The sequence below is a fragment of the Corynebacterium pseudopelargi genome, from assembly GCF_003814005.1.
Taxonomy (GTDB): domain Bacteria; phylum Actinomycetota; class Actinomycetes; order Mycobacteriales; family Mycobacteriaceae; genus Corynebacterium; species Corynebacterium pseudopelargi.
This window is the reverse complement of sequence record NZ_CP033898.1, coordinates 434,520-457,970: the sequence shown is the minus strand read 5'-3', so window position 1 is coordinate 457,970 and position 23,451 is coordinate 434,520. Positions and strand designations below refer to the sequence as shown.

At 56.2% G+C, this 23,451-nt stretch carries 16 protein-coding genes, 5 tRNA genes, 3 rRNA genes and 1 pseudogene; 10 read left to right on the top strand and 15 right to left on the bottom strand.

The window, feature by feature from the left end; genetic code table 11:
• Positions 1 to 73 precede the first annotated feature (73 nt).
• Both CPPEL_RS02185 and CPPEL_RS02180 read left to right on the top strand, forming a co-directional pair.
• Positions 74 to 397, top strand: coding sequence for a CrcB family protein (locus CPPEL_RS02185; protein ID WP_123959604.1), 324 nt, complete (start codon positions 74 to 76; stop codon positions 395 to 397).
• Positions 361 to 741, top strand: a complete 381-nt coding sequence (locus CPPEL_RS02180) for a FluC/FEX family fluoride channel (RefSeq protein WP_123959603.1) — start codon at positions 361 to 363, stop codon at positions 739 to 741. Before CPPEL_RS02185 ends, CPPEL_RS02180 begins: the two co-directional genes overlap by 37 nt.
• Here CPPEL_RS02180 and CPPEL_RS02175 read toward each other — a convergent pair.
• The 5 genes from CPPEL_RS02175 to CPPEL_RS02155 form a co-directional block, all read right to left on the bottom strand.
• On the bottom strand, positions 738 to 3,299 hold the full coding sequence (locus CPPEL_RS02175; protein ID WP_245990479.1) for an ABC transporter permease: 2,562 nt from the start codon (positions 3,297 to 3,299) through the stop codon (positions 738 to 740). The genes CPPEL_RS02180 and CPPEL_RS02175 overlap by 4 nt on opposite strands.
• Positions 3,300 to 4,040 (bottom strand): ABC transporter ATP-binding protein, encoded by a 741-nt coding sequence (locus tag CPPEL_RS02170; RefSeq protein WP_123959602.1) that lies wholly within the window; start codon positions 4,038 to 4,040, stop codon positions 3,300 to 3,302.
• Between the two features lie 122 nt (positions 4,041 to 4,162).
• Positions 4,163 to 4,279: ribosomal RNA gene (gene rrf / locus CPPEL_RS02165) — 5S ribosomal RNA — on the bottom strand.
• A gap of 105 nt (positions 4,280 to 4,384) precedes the next feature.
• Positions 4,385 to 7,473, bottom strand: a 23S ribosomal RNA gene (locus tag CPPEL_RS02160).
• Between the two features lie 535 nt (positions 7,474 to 8,008).
• Positions 8,009 to 9,532 (bottom strand): 16S ribosomal RNA (locus CPPEL_RS02155).
• The 16S, 23S and 5S rRNA genes sit together here, the layout of an rRNA operon.
• A gap of 86 nt (positions 9,533 to 9,618) precedes the next feature.
• On the opposite strand from CPPEL_RS02155, the gene CPPEL_RS11200 reads away from it, so the two are divergent.
• Complete coding sequence (locus CPPEL_RS11200; RefSeq protein ID WP_206608938.1) at positions 9,619 to 10,029, top strand: hypothetical protein; 411 nt, start codon at positions 9,619 to 9,621, stop codon at positions 10,027 to 10,029.
• A gap of 18 nt (positions 10,030 to 10,047) precedes the next feature.
• Here the strand turns inward: CPPEL_RS11200 and murA are convergent, their stop codons facing one another.
• A complete protein-coding gene (murA, locus tag CPPEL_RS02150; protein ID WP_123959601.1) occupies positions 10,048 to 11,310 on the bottom strand; it encodes a UDP-N-acetylglucosamine 1-carboxyvinyltransferase in 1,263 nt (420 codons plus the stop codon).
• Positions 11,311 to 11,359: 49 nt separating this feature from the next.
• On the opposite strand from murA, the gene CPPEL_RS02145 reads away from it, so the two are divergent.
• Entirely contained in the window at positions 11,360 to 11,932 is a 573-nt protein-coding gene (locus CPPEL_RS02145; protein WP_123959600.1) for a cob(I)yrinic acid a,c-diamide adenosyltransferase, read from the top strand.
• A gap of 111 nt (positions 11,933 to 12,043) precedes the next feature.
• Here the strand turns inward: CPPEL_RS02145 and ramA are convergent, their stop codons facing one another.
• Entirely contained in the window at positions 12,044 to 12,886 is an 843-nt protein-coding gene (gene ramA, locus CPPEL_RS02140) for an acetate metabolism transcriptional regulator RamA (RefSeq protein WP_123959599.1), read from the bottom strand.
• Between the two features lie 620 nt (positions 12,887 to 13,506).
• Between ramA and cysK the strand changes: the two genes are divergently transcribed.
• Complete coding sequence (gene cysK, locus CPPEL_RS02135) at positions 13,507 to 14,442, top strand: cysteine synthase A (protein WP_123959598.1); 936 nt, start codon at positions 13,507 to 13,509, stop codon at positions 14,440 to 14,442.
• A 105-nt stretch (positions 14,443 to 14,547) separates the two neighbouring features.
• Positions 14,548 to 15,114 (top strand): serine O-acetyltransferase EpsC, encoded by a 567-nt coding sequence (gene epsC, locus CPPEL_RS02130; RefSeq protein ID WP_123959597.1) that lies wholly within the window; start codon positions 14,548 to 14,550, stop codon positions 15,112 to 15,114.
• 93 nt (positions 15,115 to 15,207) lie between these two features.
• Here epsC and CPPEL_RS02125 read toward each other — a convergent pair whose 3' ends face one another.
• From CPPEL_RS02125 to CPPEL_RS02115, 3 genes are all read right to left on the bottom strand, one after another.
• On the bottom strand, positions 15,208 to 15,495 hold the full coding sequence (locus CPPEL_RS02125; RefSeq protein WP_123959596.1) for a GNAT family N-acetyltransferase: 288 nt from the start codon (positions 15,493 to 15,495) through the stop codon (positions 15,208 to 15,210).
• Positions 15,496 to 15,633: 138 nt separating this feature from the next.
• Positions 15,634 to 15,706, bottom strand: a tRNA-Phe gene (locus CPPEL_RS02120).
• A 22-nt stretch (positions 15,707 to 15,728) separates the two neighbouring features.
• Positions 15,729 to 15,802: transfer RNA gene (locus CPPEL_RS02115), tRNA-Asp, on the bottom strand.
• 153 nt (positions 15,803 to 15,955) lie between these two features.
• Between CPPEL_RS02115 and fabG the strand changes: the two are divergent.
• Positions 15,956 to 16,711 (top strand): annotated as a pseudogene (gene fabG / locus CPPEL_RS02110) (3-oxoacyl-ACP reductase FabG); the annotation flags it as partial.
• Between the two features lie 65 nt (positions 16,712 to 16,776).
• On the opposite strand, the gene CPPEL_RS02105 reads toward fabG, so the two are convergent.
• From CPPEL_RS02105 to CPPEL_RS02095, 3 genes are all read right to left on the bottom strand, one after another.
• Positions 16,777 to 16,853, bottom strand: a tRNA-Asp gene (locus tag CPPEL_RS02105).
• Between the two features lie 48 nt (positions 16,854 to 16,901).
• Positions 16,902 to 16,974: transfer RNA gene (locus CPPEL_RS02100), tRNA-Glu, on the bottom strand.
• A gap of 86 nt (positions 16,975 to 17,060) precedes the next feature.
• Positions 17,061 to 17,906 carry a hypothetical protein gene (locus tag CPPEL_RS02095; protein WP_206608937.1) on the bottom strand — a complete coding sequence of 282 codons (846 nt, stop codon included), beginning with the start codon at positions 17,904 to 17,906 and terminating at the stop codon, positions 17,061 to 17,063.
• Between the two features lie 573 nt (positions 17,907 to 18,479).
• On the opposite strand from CPPEL_RS02095, the gene CPPEL_RS11440 reads away from it, so the two are divergent.
• Both CPPEL_RS11440 and CPPEL_RS02090 read left to right on the top strand, forming a co-directional pair.
• Complete coding sequence (locus CPPEL_RS11440) at positions 18,480 to 18,800, top strand: VG15 protein (protein WP_487249545.1); 321 nt, start codon at positions 18,480 to 18,482, stop codon at positions 18,798 to 18,800.
• Between the two features lie 654 nt (positions 18,801 to 19,454).
• Entirely contained in the window at positions 19,455 to 19,826 is a 372-nt protein-coding gene (locus tag CPPEL_RS02090) for a hypothetical protein (RefSeq protein ID WP_123959594.1), read from the top strand.
• Positions 19,827 to 20,319: 493 nt separating this feature from the next.
• On the opposite strand, the gene CPPEL_RS02085 is transcribed toward CPPEL_RS02090, so the two are convergent.
• Positions 20,320 to 20,392 (bottom strand) — tRNA-Lys (locus CPPEL_RS02085).
• A gap of 134 nt (positions 20,393 to 20,526) precedes the next feature.
• A complete protein-coding gene (scpC, locus tag CPPEL_RS02080) occupies positions 20,527 to 22,041 on the bottom strand; it encodes a succinyl-CoA:acetate CoA-transferase ScpC (RefSeq protein WP_123959593.1) in 1,515 nt (504 codons plus the stop codon).
• Between the two features lie 221 nt (positions 22,042 to 22,262).
• Between scpC and dusB the strand changes: the two genes are divergently transcribed.
• Entirely contained in the window at positions 22,263 to 23,417 is a 1,155-nt protein-coding gene (gene dusB, locus CPPEL_RS02075; RefSeq protein WP_123959592.1) for a tRNA dihydrouridine synthase DusB, read from the top strand.
• Positions 23,418 to 23,451 lie beyond the last annotated feature (34 nt).

The following is a 23,451-nucleotide window of genomic DNA, read 5'->3' as shown; positions in this document are numbered from 1 at the left end:
GGCTTTTCTTGCATGGCTTTGAGCACCCAACCCAACCATAAGTTTGGCCACATCGGCTCTAGAATGATTAAGCATGCGCATTCTTAACTCGCCGGCACTGGGCATTGCCCTTGGCGCGGCATGCGGATCGGTTTTGCGCGCAGAATTGCTCTTTGTGCTGCCCGGCCTGTGGACCTTGGCCTTTATTAACGTCCTTGGCAGCTTCCTCATGGGCAGACTCGCCCCACCAGCATGGCTTGGCACCGGATTCCTTGGTGGCTTTACTAGCTTTTCGACGTTCACCGCGCTACTCACCAGCACCGACTCACCTTTTGTTGCCGGTTTCTATCTTGCAGGCACCACCGCGGGGTGCGTGTGCGCATGGCTTATGGGATCCGCATTGAGGCAAAGAACATGAGCGCGCTGAGTGTTTTGGCCATCGCCCTTGGCGGAGCCCTCGGCGGGTTGTTGCGCTGGGCATTGAGCCTGCTTGGTCCTGTTCGCGGCACCTTGGCCGCCAATACCTTGGCCTGTGCGCTACTCGGGGCGTGCCTGGCTATTGGCATCGATGGTTTCTGGGGCTTATTTTTAGCCACTGGCGTTGCCGGCGCCTTTTCCACCTGGTCTACCTTGGCCAAAGAGCTGGGAGGCTTGATCCAAGCAGCCAAACACGCCAGCGCCGCCTTGACCCTGGTGCTCAACCTCCTAGCAGGAGCCTTGGCGTTGTGGGCAGGCGGCGCGATTGGGGCGTGGGTGCTTTAATCCACCATCGCCTCTAAGGGCGGTGTGCTGGCTGCGCGCTGCGCCGGCCAAAGCGCAGCGATCACTCCGACGATTGCCGCACCGAAGAGCACCCAAAGAATCTGGGTGACTGGGATAGTCAGCGCATCAAGGCCTTGGCTTGCCAGCACCTTTAAAAAGGCTGCACCGATGCCAACACCAAGGCCTACACCAAGAAGGGCACCATAGAGGGCGATTTGGACCGATTCGAGCGTAATCATGCCCCTGAGCTGGCGCTTATGCATACCCACCGCGCGCAGCATGCCGATTTCTTGGCGACGCTCAATCACGTTGAGCGCCAAGGTATTAATAATGCCGATCACGGCGATGATCACCGCAAGACCAAGCAGACCATAGAGGATGTTCATGATGTTTTTCACCATCCCCGCTTGCTGATCAGCAAACTCTTCAGGGGTTTGCACCCGCACATACAGCGATCCGGCAACAGCTTCTTCGAGCCGCTGGCGCAGCTCTTCCTTACTCAGGCTTCCATCACCATTGACAAACATGGCTACCACCGCTGTGGTGGCAAATTTGTCGTTAAACGTGGACTGCGAAACAGTAATCGGGCTTGCCACCTTCGAGGTGGCAAACGTGCCACTCAGCTCCACATCGCCAATGGGCACACCATTGCCATTAAAGAGCGGCACACGCTGGCCGATCTGCCAATTGCGCTGCTTAGCCACTTCCTCGCTTGCCACCATTCGGTTTGGCTGGCTTAAGTCCGTATCGCCCTCGATGCCGTCCATCACATACACCTCAGCCGGATTGCCATCCATGGTGGATAGGAAGCCAGTGGGCCCTTGCATCATCGGCTGCGCCGGTGGCTCTTCCAGGGTGGCCAATGCATAGGACAGCTCGCTGACGTCCGCTACACCGGGGACCTCCTTGACCTTCTCGATGGCATCCTCCGGCAGCGGCAATTCGCCAGTACCTGGGCCCATCAGAATGTAATCGACCTTGATCTCGTTTTCTGAAAGATCCCGGATGCTGTTATCCAAGGTGGCAGAAAACATTGAAATCAGCGTTACCAACGCCACGCCCAAGGTAAGCGCAAAGGCGGTGGTGGCGGTGCGCTTGGGAGTCCTACGCGCATTGGTTTGCGCCAAACGCCCCACCGAACCGAAGGGAGCACCGACCACTTTGCCAATGCCACCAACCAAGGGGATGGATGCCGCAGCCGAAGCAAAGAACACACCAACGATCAAAGCAAAAGCACCAATGCCCACCAGGATGGCCCTGGTTTTGGTGGGCTCTTGATCCAACACAACACCGGCGAGGGCAAAGGCAATGCCCACAACTAGCAGCACTGCACCGCCGATGGTGCGCTTATGCAGGCGCTCATTGGCGCCACTGCCTTGGCGCATGGCCTCAACTGGATGTACCGCGGAGGCTCTCCTAGCCGGAGCCCAGGCAGAAATCACCGTGACGAGCACACCGAGCACCAGGGGCACGATCACCGAACGAGGGGTCACGCCAAAGCCCATCCCGGAAAGTTCCACGCCAAAAGCGCTCATTAACGCGCGGATTCCCGCCACTAATCCAATGCCGCCGAGTACACCGAGGATCGAGCCGCTGATGCCAACGATGATTGCCTCGAAGGTGACCGAGCGGCGCAGTTGCCCGCGTGAAATGCCTAAAGCGCGCAGGAGCGCAAATTCCTTGGTGCGCTGGGCTACGAGCATGGAGAAGGTATTGGCGATGATAAAGGTGCCTACAACCAGTGCAATCAACCCGAAGGCGACCAGAAAGTAGGTAACGAAGGCCATGGATTCTTTGAAGCTGCCGGTCACGTCATCTGCAAACTGCGTGCCGGTGCGCACATCAAGCCCAGGGAAATTCTGCTTGAGCAAATCCACGGTAGCGACATCTGAAAGCGCATCGCTTCGAACCAGCAGCGTAGAGATTCCGCCGGCATCATAACGGTCTAGATAAGCCGGTTCTGCCATGAGCAACTTAATGCCGGGTTCGCCTACGCCTTCATCGCTATAGGTGCCGCTAATGGTGTAGGTGAATTGCCCGTTGGCACTGACGGCAATGAGCTCATCGCCCACATCGAGGCCAAGCATGGCCTGTTGGGATGCAGGGATCGCCACCTGGTTTTCGCCTTCAGGGGCTGCACCACTTTGAAGCGTGACGGTATCTACCACTGCCTCATCGCTATTGGGGGCGGCTTCGTACCACACCCCCACCGAGGTTTGCATGCCGCCGGTTGGCAGCGGGCTATCTTCCCCAGCTTTGGCAATCACCACCGAGGTGGTGTCGTGAACAAAGACGGTGGATACTTCAGGCAGCGCCCTTGTTCGGTCCAGATCTTCTCTGGAAATGGGCTGTTGGTTGCCCTTGACCACGGCGTCGATGTTATAAAACGCCTTGTTTAAAGCCTGATCAAAAGTGGCACTCAGCGCGCTGGTAAACATCAGGGATCCGGCCACGAAGGCGGTGCCGAGCACCACCGCGATGACAGTGAGCCCGAAGCGCACCTTGTGGGCCATCACCGAGCGCCATCCCACGCGCCACATGGCTGATTGGGATGACACTTAGATCAGCTCCTCGAGGCGAGCCATGGTGCTATAGACCTGCTCTGTTGAAGGGGAGCGCAATTCGTGCACGATCTTGCCATCGGCAAGGAAGATCACGCGATCGGCAAAGGAGGCAGCCTTGGGATCATGGGTCACGATCACCACGGTCTGCTCATATTCATCAACCGCCGTGCGCAGGATTGAAAGCACCTGATTAGAAGAGTTCGAGTCGAGATTACCCGTGGGCTCATCACCGAAGATGATCTCGGGGCGAGCCACCAAAGCCCTGGCGCAGGCCACACGTTGTTGCTGGCCACCGGATAGCTCCGAGGGGTTGTGCTTGAGGCGCGAGGCTAAACCGAGGCGCTGAGTGATCTGCTCAAACCACTGCTTATCTACTTTCTTGCCTGCGATATCAAGCGGCAGGGTGATGTTTTCTGCGGCGTTTAAGGTGGGAACAAGGTTAAAGGATTGGAAGATGAACCCTAGGCGATCGCGACGCAGATTGGTCATGTCGCGGTCTTTGAGCGAGGAAAGCTCCGTATTGCCGAGATACACCTTGCCGCCGGTCGCGGCATCGAGGCCGGCCATGCAGTGCATCAGCGTAGATTTACCGGAGCCGGATGGGCCCATGATGGCGGTAAATTCGCCTTGGTTGAACGTTACGTCAATGCCGTTGAGGGCTGCCACGGCGGTGTCTCCGTAGCCATAGATTTTGTAGAGCCCTTCTGCGCGGGCGGCGGGTACGTTGTGGTTCATGCCTGCCATTATTCCCTACACGCCAGCAGCTTTCCGGCTTGGGGGCAAAGGCTGGAAAAGTACCCCAGATATAGCAAAAACGCACCCTGGTGTAGGGTGCGTTTTTGTGTTGTGAAGTTGTTGGTCGGCGGTGTCTTACTCTCCCACACCCTCCCGGGTGCAGTACCATCAGCGCTATCGGGCTTAGCTTCCGGGTTCGGAATGGGTCCGGGCGTGGCCCCGATGCTATAACCACCGACACGATTAATTATTGTTTGGTGTTGTTTGGGGGGTGTTGTGTCAGGACTGCATAGTGGACGCGAGTTGTAACACACCTTCATATGTGTGTGTCAGGTGGTGTGTTTTTTGGTGTGTTGTTCGGTGGATTAGTACCAGTCACCTGCATGACCTTGCGGTATGTCCAGTTCTGGCCTATCAACCCGGTGGTCTACCGGGCACCTAGTAATGAAACCTCATCTTAAAACAGGCTTCCCGCTTAGATGCTTTCAGCGGTTATCCCTTCCGTACGTAGCCAACCAGCCGTGCCACTGGCGTGACAACTGGCGCACTAGAGGTACGTCCGTCCCGGTCCTCTCGTACTAGGGACAGCCTTCTGCAAGTTTCTACGCGCGCGGCGGATAGAGACCGAACTGTCTCACGACGTTCTAAACCCAGCTCGCGTGCCGCTTTAATGGGCGAACAGCCCAACCCTTGGGACCTACTCCAGCCCCAGGATGCGACGAGCCGACATCGAGGTGCCAAACCATCCCGTCGATATGGACTCTTGGGGAAGATCAGCCTGTTATCCCCGGGGTACCTTTTATCCGTTGAGCGACACCACTTCCACTCGTAGGTGCCGGATCACTAGTCCCGACTTTCGTCCCTGCTTGAGTTGTCACTCTCACAGTCAAGCTCCCTTGTGCACTTACACTCACCACCTGATTGCCAACCAGGCTGAGGGAACCTTTGGGCGCCTCCGTTACATTTTAGGAGGCAACCGCCCCAGTTAAACTACCCACCAGGCACTGTCCCTGACCCAGATCATGGGCCGAGGTTACAAGATATCCAATTCGATCAGAGTGGTATTTCACCTGTGACTGACACCACCACTGGCGTGGCGTGCTGTTAATGTCTCCCACCTATGCTACACAAACCGAACCGAATATCAATACCAAGCTATAGTGAAGGTCCCGGGGTCTTTTCGTCCTGCCGCGCGTAACGAGCATCTTTACTCGTACTGCAATTTCACCGGGCCTGTGGTTGAGACAGCAGGGAAGTCGTTACGCCATTCGTGCAGGTCGGAACTTACCCGACAAGGAATTTCGCTACCTTAGGATGGTTATAGTTACCACCGCCGTTTACTGGGGCTTAAATTCTCCGCTTCGAACCACAAGGGTTCTAACAGGTCCTCTTAACCTTCCAGCACCGGGCAGGCGTCAGTCCGTATACATCAACTTCCACGTTTTCGCACGGACCTGTGTTTTTAATAAACAGTCGCTTCCCTCTATTCTCTGCGACCACGATCAGCAACCAACACCGCAAAAAGGTGTGGCACCAACAGTGGCCCCCCTTCTCCCGAAGTTACGGGGGCATTTTGCCGAGTTCCTTAACCACAGTTCACCCGTTCGCCTGAGTATGCTCTACTTGACGACCTGTGTCGGTTTGGGGTACGGGCTCACAACATCCTCGCTAGAGGCTTTTCTCGACAGTCCAGGATCACCACCTTCCCCACCAGTGTGGGGTTGCATCACGCCTGACCCATGATGCCTACCGGATTTGCCTAGTAGGCGGGCTGCACGCTTACACCACGAAAACCAACCTCGTGGCGTGGCTACCAACCTGTGTCACCCCATCGCTTGACTACTACCAATGAAGGTCCCACGCAACAAACCCAACACCAGGTCACACAAGGTGACCACGATTGGGATGCTGGGTGGTTAGTACCACTGATTCATCATGGACGGCTGTTGTGAGGTACCAGAATATCAACTGGTTGTCCATCGACTACGCCTGTCGGCCTCGCCTTATCCGACTCACCCTGGGAAGATTAGCTTGACCCAGGAACCCTTCGTCATTCGGCGGAGCAGGTTTTCACTGCTCATTCGTTACTCATGCCTGCATTCTCACTCGTATGCACTCCACACCACGATCACTCGGATGCTTCAACGCCGCACACGACGCTCCCCTACCGTGGTGTGTTGCGGTGTACTTGAGCCCCACTACATTGTCGGCGCAGAACCACTCGACCAGTGAGCTATTACGCACTCTTTCAAGGATGGCTGCTTCTAAGCCAACCTCCTGGCTGTCTTCGCGATCCCACATCCTTTTCCACTTAGTACACCCTTAGGGGCCTTAACCGGCGATCTGGGCTGTTTCCCTTTCGACCAACGGAGCTTATCCCCCGCAGTCTCACTGCCGTACTAGCATTCACTGGCATTCGGAGTTTGGCTGACATTGCTAAGATGATAGTCCCGCTCAACCAACCAGTCGCTCTACCTCCAGGAAGCACCATACAACGCTGCACCTAAATGCATTTCGGGGAGAACCAGCTATCACGGAGTTTGATTGGCCTTTCACCCCTACCCACAGCTCATCCCCTCAGTTTTCAACCTAAGTGGGTTCGCGCCTCCACAACCTCTTACAGCTGCTTCACACTGGCCATGGGTAGATCACTCCGCTTCGGGTCCAGGACATGCCACTCACAACACCCTCGTTAGGATTCGCTTTCGCTACGGCTACCCACACTCATGGTTAACCTCGCGACATGCCGCTGACTCGCAGGCTCATTCTTCAAAAGGCACGCCATCACCACACACAAGGTGGCTCTGACGGTTTGTAAGCACACGGTTTCAGGTACTCTTTCACTCCCCTCCCGGGGTACTTTTCACCATTCCCTCACGGTACTATTCCGCTATCGGTCATTTCGGAGTATTTAGGCTTACCGGGTGGTCCCGGCAGATTCACAGCAGATTCCACGAGCCCGCTGCTACTCGGGGCAACGCGATCAACACCACCACAATCAGCATTCACGTACCGGGCTTTCACCGTCTACGGCAGGCGATTCCACACCACTTCCGCTTACCAACTGCAGTCATGCCACATGTCATGCCACCATGTACAACCACGCCCCACAACACCACACACGCAACCCTGGCACAGGTATCACACGCATGCGGTTTAGCCTCATCCACGTTCGTTCGCCACTACTAGCAGAATCACAATTGTTTTCTCTTCCTGTAGGTACTGAGATGTTTCACTTCCCCACGTCTACCCCCAACAACGCTATTTCATTCACGCTGCGGTCACTACCAATCACAGTAGCCAGGTTTCCCCATTCGGACACCCTCGGATCAACGCTTGATTGACAACTCCCCGAGGCCTATCGCGGCCTTCCACGTCCTTCATCGGCTCGAAATGCCAAGGCATCCACCGTGTGCCCTTCCAACACACACCAACCACCAACAACCATTGGCAGCTGTGCATGACAGAAAACACAAGTAATACGACCACCACCACCAACCACCAACAAGGTGATCAGCAATGATGCGCCACACAAACACACACAAACAAACTGGTGTATTACAAAACTCTTACAAACATTCATCACTGATATTTCAGCAACAAAGAAATAAAGATGACTCGCGTCCACTATACAGTTCTCACACAACACCACCATGCACCCCACCAACCACCAACAGCAGCCAGTAGCGCACACAACAATCACAAGGACACGTGCATGTCCCAGACACCCAACAGCATGCCAACACTTTGAAAACAACATATCGTTTGTGCTTGTTACAACAATGACGATCACGATGCGGGCGTGTCACAAGATCTGCTTGCAACACCTACCCACACCCATTGGTGATCTCCACCCGGTCACACCACACCCATCACACACCACCACCAAACTGGCGAGAGTGTGCAACCTCATCAACGACGATGCAGTGTTGTTCAAAGAAAAGAAAAGAAAAAATATTGCTCCTTAGAAAGGAGGTGATCCAGCCGCACCTTCCGGTACGGCTACCTTGTTACGACTTCGTCCCAATCGCCGATCCCACCTTCGACCACTCCCTCCACACACAGTGGTTGGGCCATGGGCTTCGGGTGTTACCAACTTTCATGACGTGACGGGCGGTGTGTACAAGGCCCGGGAACGTATTCACCGCAGCGTTGCTGATCTGCGATTACTAGCGACTCCGACTTCATGGGGTCGAGTTGCAGACCCCAATCCGAACTGAGGCCGGCTTTCAGCGATTCGCTTACCCTCACAGGCTCGCTGCGCGTTGTACCGACCATTGTAGCATGTGTGAAGCCCTGGACATAAGGGGCATGATGATTTGACGTCATCCCCACCTTCCTCCGAGTTCACCCCGGCAGTCTCTCATGAGTCCCCACCATTACGTGCTGGCAACATAAGACAAGGGTTGCGCTCGTTGCGGGACTTAACCCAACATCTCACGACACGAGCTGACGACAACCATGCACCACCTGTACACCAACCACAAGGGAAAGACTATCTCTAGCCCGATCTGGTGTATGTCAAGCCCAGGTAAGGTTCTTCGCGTTGCATCGAATTAATCCACATGCTCCGCCGCTTGTGCGGGCCCCCGTCAATTCCTTTGAGTTTTAGCCTTGCGGCCGTACTCCCCAGGCGGGGCGCTTAATGCGTTAGCTACGGCACAGAAATCGTGGAAGATCCCTACACCTAGCGCCCACCGTTTACGGCATGGACTACCAGGGTATCTAATCCTGTTCGCTCCCCATGCTTTCGCTCCTCAGCGTCAGTTACTGCCCAGAGACCTGCCTTCGCCATCGGTGTTCCTCCTGATATCTGCGCATTCCACCGCTACACCAGGAATTCCAGTCTCCCCTACAGCACTCAAGTTATGCCCGTATCGCCTGCACGCCCGGAGTTAAGCCCCGGAATTTCACAGACGACGCGACAAACCACCTACGAGCTCTTTACGCCCAGTAATTCCGGACAACGCTCGCACCCTACGTATTACCGCGGCTGCTGGCACGTAGTTAGCCGGTGCTTCTTCTCAAGGTACCGTCACAAAAAGCTTCGTCCCTTGCGAAAGAGGTTTACAACCCGAAGGCCGTCATCCCCCACGCGGCGTCGCTGCATCAGGCTTGCGCCCATTGTGCAATATTCCCCACTGCTGCCTCCCGTAGGAGTCTGGGCCGTATCTCAGTCCCAATGTGGCCGTCCACCCTCTCAGGCCGGCTACCCGTCGCCGCCTTGGTAGGCCATTACCCCACCAACAAGCTGATAGGCCGCGGGCCCATCCCACACCGAAAAAACTTTCCACCACACGAACTACCATGTGGTCCTATCTGGTATTAGACCCAGTTTCCCAGGCTTATCCCAAAGTGCAGGGCAGGTCACCCACGTGTTACTCACCCGTTCGCCACTCGAGTACCCTGCAAGCAGGGCCTTTCCGTTCGACTTGCATGTGTTAAGCACGCCGCCAGCGTTCGTCCTGAGCCAGGATCAAACTCTCCACAAAAAATGAACAAAACAGTCCACAAAGGCTCGTGAAAAGCCCAAAACCTAGCAAAGCCACCACCAAAACAGTGGCAACCAAACCAAACGATGACAAAAAAATCATCAAAAACAAAACAGGGCAATCAGTGCACACGCATGGCCATCCTTGACGAGGACAAACAACCACACACACCAATCACCCTAAGTACTACCAATCACAATAACCGTGACAACAGCACCACAACCGGCACCACCAACACGACCATCATCATCAACAGCACAAAACATATAAAAAGTATTGGCACACTATTGAGTTCTCAAACAACACGCACACCCACCACAGTGAGTGCAACGGAAACACAACCTAACACAGCAACAAACACCGCGTCAACACAGCATGAACAATCATCCACACCACGTGTTTCCCATCTCCGCGACATCAACCGTGTCGCAGCGACCCCGATAAAACTACACACACCCCAACAAACACACAAACCCGCAGGTAAACAGCGGGTTTGAACGTCGAAAAGCTAAAAACTAGCGAGCATCGCTCACTCGCTCAATCGTGGCGCCAAGGGAACGCAGCTGTTCTACGAAGTTCGGGTAGCCACGGTCGATATGGAACACATCGTGAACCTCGGTCACGCCATCGGCGCACAAACCGGCAAGCACCAAACCCGCGCCGGCGCGAATATCGGAGCTCCACACCGGAGTAGAAGACAACTGCTCCACTCCGCGGATCACCACATAGTGGCCATCGACGGTGGCATCGGCACCAAGACGCAAAAGCTCGTCTACGAAACGGAAACGCGCTTCGAAGATGTTCTCGGTGATCACCGAACTGCCTTCTGCGATGGTGGCAATGCCAATGGCCATGGGTTGCAAATCAGTCGGGAACCCGGGATAGGGCAAGGTCTGGAAATCCACAGCCTGAGGGCGATGATTCATCCGAACCCTAAAGCCGTGCTCATAGGTCTCTACCTCGGCTCCGGCCACCTTGAGCTTTTCAAGCGGCAGGTGCAGATACTTCGGCGCGATGCCACCTACGGTGATGTCACCTTGAGTCATCGCTGCGGCATAAGCCCAGGTACCTGCGACAATGCGGTCGCCGATCACCGCGTGGTCAGCCGGATGCAGCTTCTCCACACCGCGAATGGTGATGGTGGAGGATCCCTCACCAGTAATATCTGCGCCCATCTCCTTGAGCATGATGCAAAGATCGAGGATCTCCGGTTCGCGCGCGGCGTTATCCAGCACCGTCGTACCCTCTGCCAACACAGCGGCAGTCAGGATGTTCTCGGTAGCACCCACCGAAGGGAAATCGAGGCGAATATTGGCACCGCGAAGCTCCTTGGCCTCAGCAACGACGCATCCGTGCTGGATATGGGTGGTAGCGCCCAGTTTTTCCAAACCGGATTGGTGCATATCTAGCGGCCTCGAACCGATGGCATCACCGCCGGGCAGCGCCACCTTCGCGCGGCCACAACGCGCCGTAAGCGGACCAAGCACGCACACCGAGGCGCGGAATTGGCGCACCGCATCGAAGTCTGCGTCGCTAGCAATTTCTGCAGGCGTGGTAATCGAAACATCGGAGCCATTGATGGTGACAAAGCACCCGAGGCCCTCGAGCACCCGCTTCATATAGGGCACATCAAGAATTTCCGGACAATTACTCAATGTGGTGGTGCCCTCAGCCAAAAGCGCAGCCGACATGAGCTTTAACACACTATTTTTCGCGCCAGCCACACGCACGGAGCCTTGAAGGCGAGCACCACCAGTTACAAGAAATCTGTCGTTCACGCCCCTAACCCTACTGAACCTGCCAAAGAAACCGCGTAGGTTAAAGGTTATGGCTGTTCACCTAACCAAGATCTATACCCGCACCGGCGACGATGGCACCACGGCTTTGGCCAATTTCGAGCGCGTTTCCAAATCCGATCCACGCCTTGCCGCCTACGCCGATTGTGATGAACTTAATGCCTCCATTGGTGTTGCCATCGCCTTTGGCGAGCTCGACTCCGAGGTGGTGAGCACCTTGCAGCGTGTGCAAAATGAGCTTTTCGACGCAGGCGCGGACCTTGCTACCCCGATCGAAGAAAACCCGAAGTACCCGCCACTGCGCATCCAGCAGGAATATATTGATCGTCTGGAAGCCGACTGCGATCGCTTCAATGAGGATCTAGCCAAGCTCGACTCCTTCATCCTCCCCGGTGGCACCAAGGGCGCAGCACTGCTGCATAGCGCCCGCACCATTGCTCGCCGCAGCGAAAGAAAAGCCTGGGAAGCCGTCGACGCTTTCCCGGAGACCACCAGCGCTTTACCCGCGAAGTACCTCAACCGACTCTCCGACCTGCTCTTTATCCTTTGCCGCGTGGCAAATGATTCACAGGACGTGAAGTGGGTTCCCGGCGGGCAGCGCTAATAGCGCCTGAACACAACAACCCTCGCGGGGTCTGCATTGACCCGCGAGGGTTGTTTCATAGGTGTGGCACTGAACCCTGGTTCGTAGATGACCTGGGCCAAAGCCGATGCTTTAGGGCAACGCGCCGATACGGCGGGCGGCGTTGACCGCCTCGTAACGAGTATGTGCACCGAGTTTGCGCATCACGCTGCGCAGATAGCTCTTCACGGTTTCTGCGCCGATGCCCATTTCTTCTGCGGCTTCCACATTGGTGTGCCCAAGGGCTACGCAGGAAAGCACATCGAGTTCTCGAGCAGAAAGCTTGGTGGTTTGTTTTACCTGCACGGGCGCAACCATCTGATCGCAGAGCTCTTCGAGCTCTTGGCGCAGGTCTTCTTGGGTGATGCGATTGGCCAGCATGCGCAGCTTGGAGTGCGTGGAGCGAACCTGCTCCCATTCCGCGCCGTTCATTGCCCGGTTGGGCTTCATGGCGCCACTACGCATTCCCTCCGGCCTGCGGGCAGCGGCATTGATAGCGAGATCTTGTTCGAGCACGCGGGCCGTCATCGCTACTTCTTCAATCACTTTGTCGCCCAAGCGCACCGGGGAATGCACGCCGACGTACAAGATGCCCCGCACCTCACGCTGCACAATCACGGGCACTGCGACGATGGAGTGCAGCCCCTCATCTTGGATGATCGAATCCATCTCGTGGGAGATCACGTTGGCTCTGGTGTAATCACTCACGCCAACGGGGCGGCGGATCTTGAGCACTCGGCCACCGACGCCAACGCCGTTTTCAATGACGAGGTTCTGCAGCGCTGGGGTGCGAAGCCCGATCCATTGGCTGATCTGGAGGCGATGCTCCCCGATCACCGTGGCGTACATCGTTACTGGAATGCCCGTGGCGTTTTTAAGCGAAGAAAGTGCTGAACGGATGGCGTCTTCGTCATCACGGGTGCGCTGCGTTTCCACCGTGCGTCCTCCTGTCAACTGCCTTGGAGCGCTGGTCACGACCGCGACCATGAGGGCTCGCTGCCAAGGTGTTCGGTTTAACTGTGCAAAGTATAACCATGGAATGGGGGTAATCAAAGCACAGGCCTGTGTCCGATTATTCAGAATAAATTTCCGCTTTGGCTCGCGCTTGGGGGTATGGCAGGGGCACCCGTTTCTATGCAAAATTACCCCTGCACTTTTTGCAATGAATGCCTTTAAGCCCTGTTCGCCCGCCAAGAATCGCGGTTTTCGCAGGAAAAACCGGTTGCATACCCTCCGTTTAGGAAAGTGTAGGAGGCCTCGCCGCCACCTCCCCCGCCTTATTCAGGCCGATTATTGGAAACGTATCGAACATCGCCCTATATGCCCGCTCGGTACATCTGGGTCTATAACGATGTTCAATAAGAGCCATTTTCCTTCCGTTATTGCACATTTAATGTGACAAGCCTCACCTAGCTTGCGGGCTTCAATCTTGAAAGTTTTAAGGAAACGAGCCAGTAGACCGCTCGGTATAGCCTAAAAGACGGCTCTGTCTAGCTTTTTGGGTTGGAAGGCACTATGCTCGGAGCAAGTCAAACAACGACACGAGGAGAATTCACGTGGCACAGATCTACAACGACATTCTGGAAACCATCGGCAACACCCCCCTGGTGCGCCTTAACCGCCTGAGCAAAGACCTGCCCGGCAACGTGCTGGTCAAGATCGAGTCTTTCAACCCAGCCAACTCCGTGAAGGACCGTATTGGTAAGGCCATTATCGACGCCGCCGAGGCCTCCGGCGAGCTCGCCCCCGGCGGCACCATTGTGGAAGCCACCTCCGGCAACACCGGTATTGCCCTGGCTCTGGTTGGCGCAGCCCGTGGTTACAACGTGGTGCTGACCATGCCAGAGACCATGTCCCTGGAGCGCCGCGTCATGCTGCGCGCCTACGGTGCAGAAATCGTGCTCACCCCAGGTGCTGCCGGCATGCAGGGCGCTGTAGATAAGGCCAATGAGATTGTGGCAGAGCGCGAGAACGCAATTCTTGCCCGCCAATTTGCCAATGCAGCCAACCCAGAGGTGCACCGCAAGACCACCGCAGAGGAAATCTGGCGCGATACCGACGGCGACATCGACATCTTCGTTGCAGGTGTTGGCACCGGCGGCACCGTCACCGGTGTGGGTGAGGTACTGCGCGAGCGCAAAGACGACGTACAGATCTACGCCGTAGAGCCGGAGGCTTCCGCCCTGCTGACCACCGGCAAGGCAGGCCCGCACAAGATCCAGGGCCTTGGCGCCAACTTCATCCCCGAGGTGCTCAACCAGAAGATTTACGACGATGTGCTCACCGTTTCCAACGAAGACGCCATCGCCACTTCTCGTAAGCTCGCCGCAGAAGAGGGCATCCTCGGCGGCATTTCCACCGGCGCCAACGTCAAGGCAGCTCTTGAGCTGGCCGCCCGCGAAGAAAACAAGGATAAGACCATCGTGACCGTCGTATGCGATTACGGCGAGCGCTACGTATCCACCGTGCTGTTCGAGGACATCCGCGACTAAGTCGCCACCTTTAGCAGCAGCCCTCGACGGCAGTGCCTAAACCTCAACACTGCCTCGGGGGTTTTCTTCTTGGCACTGTTGCGCTGACTGATAGGTTTAACAAACATGAAGCACATCCTGCGAACGATCCGTGAGGATCTGCGCAACGCCCGCGAGCACGACCCAGCAGCACGTGGGGACGTTGAAAACGCCATCGTTTATTCAGGCCTCCACGCCATTTGGGCCCACCGCGTCGCCCACTGGCTGTGGCAACGCGATCTCAAAGGCCCGGCACGAATCCTGGCGCAGTTCACGCGCTTTCTCACCGGCATTGAAATCCACCCCGGTGCCACCATTGGCCGGCGCTTCTTCATCGACCACGGCATGGGCATCGTTATTGGCGAAACCGCAGAGATCGGTGAAGGCGTGATGCTCTATCACGGCGTCACCTTGGGAGGGCAGGTGCTCACCCAAACCAAACGCCACCCCACCATCGAAGATGGCGTAACAATTGGTGCCGGCGCGAAAGTGCTCGGCCCCATCACCATCGGTGAAGGCTCTGCCATCGGCGCAAATGCGGTGGTAACCAAGGACGTTCCCGCCAAGCACATCGCCGTGGGCATTCCTGCCAAGGCACGCCCACGCAAGGATGGTGAATGCATCAAGCTCGTAGACCCTGACTACTACATCTAGCAATCAGGAACGAGGAAAAAACCAACAGCCGCCCCAAGGGGCGGCTGTTGTGCTGTGTGGTGCGCGGCGGCCACATGCCGCCTGCGGGATCGTTTAAGCCTGAAGATCAGCGTAATCGGGGTTTTTCTCAATAAACTTCGCCACTGCAGAACAGGTTGGCTTTACCTTGAGCCCTTCTTCGCGGGTGGCGTCGAGCGCCTCACGAATCAGCGGCTTAGACAAGCCACGGCCGCGGTAATCCTCCAACACCACGGTGTGGTTGAAATCGCGCACGCCGTCATTTTCGACGTACTCTGCAAAGCCTGCGAGGTTATCGCCATAGAAGATGGCAAAACGGCTCTGGACGGACTCGTGGCGTACTTCAGTGGGCTGATCGCTCATAACACGCTCCCTTGCTATTTTCACTGTCGTTTATGTTGAGGTCTAGTATGCACCAACTCCGGCACTTGGACTTCAAGGATGTGAAAATTAAGAATAAAAAAACCCCAACTACCTTCAAGCAGTTGGGGTTTGTGGTTGTGGCACGGACCAGGATCGAACTGGTGACCTTCCACTTTTCAGGCGGACGCTCTACCAACTGAGCTACCGCGCCACTGGCTACCGAAGTAACCGAGCGACCCTGACGGGACTTGAACCCGCGACCTCCGCCGTGACAGGGCGGCGCGCTAACCAACTGCGCCACAGGGCCTTACTCTGCTGCATACGACAGTTTTTACTGCGCAATCTGCAACGATCCGTTACTTTACACAGACAAGAGAATATCGCACAAATCTGCACGTCAAACTATATTCCACTAGCCTGGTATCAAGCTTGACCGCCAAGCAATGCTAGGAGGAATCATGTTGAACAGCACAAGGCTTTAGTAGTCGGCGGCACTATCGGCATCGGCGCCGGTATTGCCAAGGTGTTGCGCGATCAGGGCGCTGAGGTTGTCGTCACCGGCATCAATCAGGAAGAGTGCGACGCTGCTGAGAAGGAGGGTTTCAAGGCCCTCATTTTGGATGTGCGCGATCTGGATCAGTGCCGCACGGTGGTTGATCAGGTAGCTAAGGAGTTGGGTGGTCTCGATCTTGTGGCCAACAATGCTGGCATCTACCCGCAGTCAAGCATTGAGGAGATGAGTGATGAGGACTTCGACTTCATCTTCGACATCAATGTCAAGGGCATGCTGCACGTTGTCCGTGCCGCCACTGCGCACTTGGAGGAGTCTGAGCACGGTTCGTTTGTGATGACGTCCTCGATCACTGGCAATGTCACCGGCTATCCTCGCTGGGCGCATTATGGCGCGACGAAGGCTGCACAGATGGGCTTTGTGCGTTCTGCTGCCATCGAGCTTGCACCGAAGGGCATTCGCGTGAATGCGGTCTTGCCGGGCAATGTGCTCACTCCGGGCCTTGAGGCCATGGGTGAGGATTATGTGGCTCAGATGGCTCGCAGCGTGCCTATGGGCGAGCTGGGTACCGCTGAGGACATTGGCGGTGCTGTCGCCTTCCTGGCTTCTCCCCTCGCCGGCTACATCACGGGTCAGGGAATCATCGTTGATGGTGGCCAGATCCTGCCTGAGTCGCCGGAGGCTTTGGAGGAGCTTCGCTCCTAAGCTTTTCGACGCCCACGCAACGAAAAAAGCAGCATCCTCATTGAGGATGCTGCTTCTTAAATTTTTGGCGACCCTGACGGGACTTGAACCCGCGACCTCCGCCGTGACAGGGCGGCGCGCTAACCAACTGCGCCACAGGGCCACACAGGCCACACGTCCCCACAGAATAAAACTGTGGGGATGATGGCTGTACTCCCAACGGGATTCGAACCCGTGTCGCCGCCGTGAAAGGGCGGTGTCCTAGGCCCCTAGACGATGGGAGCAAGTACACAAGCGCTCGGCGCTTTGTGACTGTGCAGAACTATACTTGAACTATTCCAGAACACAAAACGCCAGGCTATGCACGGTTTTATTGCACCGAAACGAACTTTGTAGCGCTTCCAAGATCCGCGTTTACGGCAAGCACGCCTTCTTGGGCACTGTCTACTGGCGCGGTAAGTGCTTGGTTGCCGGTTACGCTGCCGCCTTCGTAGAGCTTGTCTACGGTGTCGATCTGATCGGGTGCCACGGCGAAGTTATCCAAAGCGCTGAGAGTGTTTCCGTCGATGGTGACGTAGGAAACCAACGGACTAGGTACTTCGCCTTCGGCCTTATCTCCGGTGTATTCCACGGTGTAGTTGACCAAGATGTACTTCTGACCCTCGGGGGCTGGGTCGTTGAATGTATTGGCGGCTAGCACCGCATCATCTGCATTGAGATCAACGGAGTTGATAGTGACCTTCCAGTCCTCGGATTCGATGGAAGAACCAAGAGGAAGCGGATTCTCACGCGAGCTACCTGCACCCTTTTCCAATTTGCTTCCATCGCCGGAAGACACGTTGGATTCGGCATTGAAGGCATCATCAAATGCTTGTGCAGCAACAAAAACGAAGACGAGCACACCGACAACGAAGCCGACAACAGAAACAGCAATAGCGATGACTGCTGTGCGGCGCTTCTTGCTAGTAAACAGCCCCACGATGCCAAGGATGAAAGCGATCGGCAGCAGCACCCAGCCGATGATGAGGGCACCGGGGATGCAGGCAAAAATAAAGCCGACTACTGCGCAGACAAGCGCTACGATGCCAACGACGTTTTTCGACTCTTCTTTCTTCGGAGCCTGCGTTGCATACTGCTGCTCTGGTGCTTGAGGGTACTGGTTGCCCTGTGGAGCCGGAGGTTGCTGTGGCACCTCGGGGTGTTGGGGTTCAGTCACTGCGGATTCTCCTTGCAAACGAAAAATAGTGGGGTTTGAGGGACTCAGCCAGTCAAACACACTTTTCTGCACCAAAAACACTTTTTGTCCGACCGGGGGTGAAAAGTGCTGTGGAAGGTCCGGTATCCACCGAGCAAGGCCAAAGAAGTTACTCGTTAAAGCAAGCAAAACCCCCGCCAACCAGGAACAACACCAGGCTAGCGGGGTCTTATGATGCGGAGGCACAGGGATTTGAACCCTAAAACTAAACACCGGTCACCAGCGCAAACACGTCAGGTTTCCCAAAACCCACGACAATCACACGACACGCGAAAACGCCCCAGTATGCCGTAAACCATGCAACGCCACCCACGTACAAATCCACCCGTCCTTCACGCACCGCTTCACCGCCTGATCAAAACCACTTCCCCAGGGGGGGGATGTTCAATGATTCGCTGGCGCTTCGCAAGTTGGAGGGTGTGTTGGTGCGGTTAGTGTCGCACCCAGCGCACCAGACGGTGATTAGCACGGCTGAGCGGGACGGGACGGCCTTTTACGCGTGTGCCCAAGGCTGAGGCGTGCTCGTTTTGTTTAATGCTGGCTTCGCGCGGTGCGGTGTATGCGTCGCGTGGCCATGCGCTGAGTGTCGGTGTTAATGGGTCCGGTAAGAATCGGAAGCAGGGTATTGGGAAGGCGTTTCACGACAAGTGCCGGTGTTTGGCGATTGAGGTGAAGCGCGATGGCTCTAATCTTCCCCGGATTAATAAAGATTTGGAGAAGCTTTGGGCTGACTCTGATAGTCGCTCGCATGAGGATTTTAAGAAAGCTCTGGAGACTCGCGCGGAGCAGGCGCGTGGCAAGAAGAGCGAACTGCCGATTGGCAAGTATTCTGCTGGCGAGCAAACTAGACGATAGAAGAATTTGGCATCGACTCCACGGCTTGAGTCTGCCGAGGGATTGGATGCGTATCTTCGAGCGAATCCGAATTTTGATGTTCGGCCGGCGAAGCTGCCGGAGGGTATGGACATGAGCCGTGGAAGGTGAACTGTGTTCGTTGTGTGAGCGCTTCTGAGTTACGACGTCGCGGCTATGACGTGACTGCTGGGCCGGGGACTTTCAAGGCCCCTGTTGGTAGCGGTAAGTGGAACGTCCAGCATGCTCTGGACGTTGGTTGGCGCAACAGAGAGACCGGCAGACCGCCGAAGTTCGTAGAGATACGGGGGAATACGGAGAAATCTGACAATGACCTAATCAAACATTTCAACACAAACAGCAAGCCCGGGGATTGAGCATTTCTCACTAATACATGGAAAACGGCCAACGAAATACGGAAAGACGGAGGCCTCCCGCCGATTCCTGATTCTAAGTCCGATGAACGCACATCGCATATTGTCGTTTGGGAGAAGAAGGGAAACCGGATCGTGATCCACGACCCTCAGAATAGCGATGTTGGTCAGACCCCAAAGAGGTACTTGGAGGATGCGAAACCGGGCACCGTAGCCATGGTGAAGATCTCTGACAGTGATCCCATAGAGGGATCCTTGACGTGGTAGGAGGTGAGTTAGAGCAGTGGCGTTGACATTCGAACAGGCTGTGGAAATAGCCCGTAAAACGGCTGGTCGATTCGAGCTAGACGTGGAATACATTGCGCATGGAGAGGGAAGGTACCAGTTCTTTAAGAAGGGTGTTTCCAACCCTGGCCAGCTTGCTGATAGTTATGTCATAGTTGTATTCGAAGATGGCTCGGTAATCAGTGGTAGTAGCGCTCCCCGCTATATGCCCACTGTCTACGAGATTCTCGATAGTGACGGGAATGTAGTCAAAACGCGTGAGGAGATTCGCCAATTACGACAAGCATCTGAGGCTGAGCAAGCTGCCCTGGATGCGATTGATGATGGTGAAACTGGCGAACCAGTTCCGGTTGAGCACCCGTATATCTGATCTCCTGCGTGCAGGTTGAGTCGATCAAGCCGTCAGGTTGTGGCGGCTCTAGTTAGCGCCGTCTGGTTGGTAGATGCGCCTGGTTCGAAGGCCGCGGCTGAGGCGTGGGCGAAGACGCTGATGAGCAAGTGATGACGTATTGCATTATTCGAGAAGAGAAAGGGCTTGTGTAATGCAGCTCAATACAATTCGTGCAGATTGGTGCTGTGCCTGGCGCTAAGCGCATGACCATTGATTTGCCGCCTTGGCCAGAAAGTGCGCGTGTCTGAGCTTGATCAGTTGCGCATGCGTGGTCTGGTCGCTGATTTCGCCGCGCACAATCAACCCAGGGTCTCGGCGATCATGGCCAAGGTCGTCGGTCCATACATACGCAATCCCACGACATTTCCACGACATACGAGACTAAAAACAGGCTGAAATATCACGCATGCTGCATACACGAAAACCCCCGCCAACCAGGAACAACACCAGGCTAGCGGGGGTTTCAATTTTGTGGGCCCTCCGGGGCTCGAACCCGGGACCTGCGGATTAAAAGTCCGTAGCTCTACCAACTGAGCTAAAGGCCCACTGACCATTTTCATGGCCACCTATGGGAGTGTACAACACTGCTTTTGGGAGGTTCAAAATGGACACGAGAATGCCCCACGAACTGTGTGAAAACAGTGACGTGGGGCTTTCGTCGAAAAGCTAGGAAGCTAGCTTAGGAGAGCTTCATGGAGCCGGTCTCCTGGAAGCGCTGGTGGAAGGAAAGCGCATTTGCCAGGTCGTGAGGCGTCTGCATGATCTTCTTCTCCTCGGCGATCTTCAGAGCGCGCTCGTAGTACTCCTCGAGCAGCGGACGGTAATCCGGGTGAGCCAGAGCGATCATCTTCTCCACCTTCTGGCGCGGTGCCAGGCCACGCAGGTCGGCGTAACCGTACTCGGTGATGATGACCTTGACGTCCTGCTCGGTGTGGTCGACGTGGGAAACCATCGGCACGATTGCGGAGATGTCGCCGCCCTTAGCATCGGAAGGAGTGATGAAGGAGGAGATCAGGCCGTTACGGGTGAAGTCGGCAGAACCGCCCACGCCGTTCATCATGCGCGAACCGATCACGTTGGTGGAGTTCACGTTGCCGTAGATATCGGCCTCGATCAGGCCGTTGGTGCAGATCAGGCCCAGGCGACGCACAACCTCGGGGTGGTTGGAGATCTGCTGCGGGCGCAGGATGATCTGCTTGGCGTAGCGGGAAGCCTCGTTGTTCATCTTCTCGGCGTACTCGGGCGAGAGTGAGAAGGAGGTAGCAGAAGCAACGGTCATCTTGCCGGCGTCGATCAGGTCGACCATGCCGTCCTGGATCACCTCGGTGTAGGCCTTGATGTTCTCGAACTTGGAGTCGAGCAGGCCAGCCATCACGGCGTTGGGCACGTTACCCACACCGGACTGCATGATGTAGCCGTCGTAGGTGAGGCGACCGGCGGCAACTTCGCCCTCAAGGAAGTCGAGGAAGTGGCCAGCGATCTTCTTGGAAGTCTCATCAACCGGCTTGAAAGGAGCGTTGCGGTCAGGAGCGTCCGTCTCAACCACGGCAACAACCTTGTCCAGGTCGATGTCGATGTAGGTAGAACCGATGCGCTGCTCAGGAGCGGTGATCGGGATGGGCTGACGGTTGGGCAGATGGTTAATGCGGTAAATATCCGCCATGCCCTCGAGCTCCTCGGACTGCCAGGAGTTGACCTCGATGATGATCTTCTCGGCGTTGTCCAGGTACTCGACGTTGTTACCGATGGAGGAAGAAGGCACGATGTGGCCGTCTTCGGTAATGCGCACGGCCTCAACGATGGCGAAGTTCATCTTGCCAAAGAAGCCCTGCTCCACGTACAGGCCGGACTCCGAGAGGTGGTAGTCCATGTACAAGGTGGTGCCGTCGTTGATCTTGGAGCGCAGGATCGGGTCCGACTGATAAGGGGTACGGAAGCGGATAGCGTCTGCCTCTGCAAGCACACCATCGCAATCCGGGGCGGTGGAAGCGCCAGTGAACAGGTCGATCATGAAATCATCGCCGCGCTCGTGTGCTTCCTTTGCGCGGTTAGCGATAGCGGTGGGCAGCGCCTTGGGGTAGCCGGCGCCGGTGAAGCCCGAAATACCGATCTTGTCGCCGTGATTGATCAGCTCAGCCGCCTCTTCAGCGGTCATGACCTTCGACTTGAGCTGTGCATTTCCAATGCGGGACATTCAGTTCCTCCTCAACGTGCTCAACGGTGTGCAATGCGACCCCACTGAGCAAGATTTGCTCACCGTGATGTGCGCACACCCGCTTGTGAAGCAGGCGCCACAACACCACAGATAGTTACGAAGCCCACAATAACGCATATCTGCGCCCCGCGTGTCCGATTGTGTTATCGTCCTCACCCCCAGATCGGTGCAGTTTGAGTCCACCGGCAGCTTTGAGTTCAATGGTCAAGGTGACGCTGCATATTGGACCTCTTAGCCTGAACTCCCCCGTGGTACTCGCACCCATGGCGGGGGTAACCAACGTAGCTTTTCGTAGCCTGTGCCGCGAACAAGAACGCGAGAAAACAGGCACGGTATCAGGGCTGTATGTGTGCGAAATGATCACCGCACGCGCACTCGCAGAACGCAATGAGAAAACCCTGCACATGACCACCTTCGCTCCCGACGAACAACCGAGGAGCATGCAGCTTTATACCACCGATCCCGAATACACCTACAAGGCCGCGAAAACGATCGTGGACGAAGATATGGCGGATCACATCGATATGAACTTCGGCTGCCCCGTGCCCAAAGTAACCCGGCGCGGCGGTGGATCAGCGCTGCCATATAAACGCCGGCTGTTTGGCAATATCGTCGCAGCAGCCGTGAAAGCCTGCGAAGGCAGCAACGTGCCGGTCACAGTGAAGTTCCGCGTAGGCATCGATGCAGAACACCACACCCACCTGGATGCCGGACGCATCGCCGTAGAAGAAGGCGCGGCCGCCGTGGCCCTGCACGCACGCACTGCCGCGCAGCGCTACTCAGGCGAAGCCGATTGGCAAGAAATCGCCCGACTAAAAGAGCACCTCGCCCACACCGGGATTCCAGTATTAGGCAATGGCGATATTTTCAAAGCCACCGACGCCCAAGCCATGATGGAAGAAACCGGCTGCGATGGCGTGGTAGTTGGCCGCGGATGCCTGGGGCGCCCCTGGCTGTTTGCAGAACTTTCCGCAGCGCTTCGCGGAGAACCCATCCCCAACGAACCCACCCTGGGCGAAGTCACCCGCATTATCTACCGCCACGCAGAACTCCTGGTAGAACACGAAGGAGAACAAAAGGGCTGCCGCGATATGCGTAAGCACATGGGCTGGTATCTGCGCGGATTCCCCGTAGGCGGCGAGGTGCGAGCACAGCTTTCGGGCATCAACACCCTCGACGATCTACGCCGCGTGCTTGATCCTTGGGCAGATTCCGATGCCTTGGCAGACGACGCCGATGGCGCCCGCGGGCGCAAGGGCTCACCTTCCAAAGTGGTGCTGCCCGAGGGTTGGCTGGACGATCCAGAAGATGACACTGTGCCAGAAGGCGCAGAGATCATGCACTCCGGCGGATAGCGACACCGCGCTCTAGGGGCGCTTAGGCGCTTTT

Excerpts from the sequence above, each read along its gene's own strand:
- CPPEL_RS02145 (WP_123959600.1), top strand. The coding sequence starts at position 11,360 with ATGGCTGTTCACCTAACCAAGATCTATACCCGCACCGGCGACGATGGC.
- CPPEL_RS11200 (WP_206608938.1), top strand. The coding sequence starts at position 9,619 with ATGACAAAAAAATCATCAAAAACAAAACAGGGCAATCAGTGCACACGC.
- CPPEL_RS02180 (WP_123959603.1), top strand. The coding sequence starts at position 361 with ATGGCTTATGGGATCCGCATTGAGGCAAAGAACATGAGCGCGCTGAGT.
- CPPEL_RS02125 (WP_123959596.1), bottom strand. The coding sequence starts at position 15,495 with ATGAGCGATCAGCCCACTGAAGTACGCCACGAGTCCGTCCAGAGCCGT.
- scpC (WP_123959593.1), bottom strand. The coding sequence starts at position 22,041 with ATGTCCCGCATTGGAAATGCACAGCTCAAGTCGAAGGTCATGACCGCT.
- epsC (WP_123959597.1), top strand. The coding sequence starts at position 14,548 with ATGAAGCACATCCTGCGAACGATCCGTGAGGATCTGCGCAACGCCCGC.
- dusB (WP_123959592.1), top strand. The coding sequence starts at position 22,263 with ATGGTCAAGGTGACGCTGCATATTGGACCTCTTAGCCTGAACTCCCCC.
- CPPEL_RS11440 (WP_487249545.1), top strand. The coding sequence starts at position 18,480 with ATGCTGGCTTCGCGCGGTGCGGTGTATGCGTCGCGTGGCCATGCGCTG.
- CPPEL_RS02170 (WP_123959602.1), bottom strand. The coding sequence starts at position 4,040 with ATGAACCACAACGTACCCGCCGCCCGCGCAGAAGGGCTCTACAAAATC.
- CPPEL_RS02185 (WP_123959604.1), top strand. The coding sequence starts at position 74 with ATGCGCATTCTTAACTCGCCGGCACTGGGCATTGCCCTTGGCGCGGCA.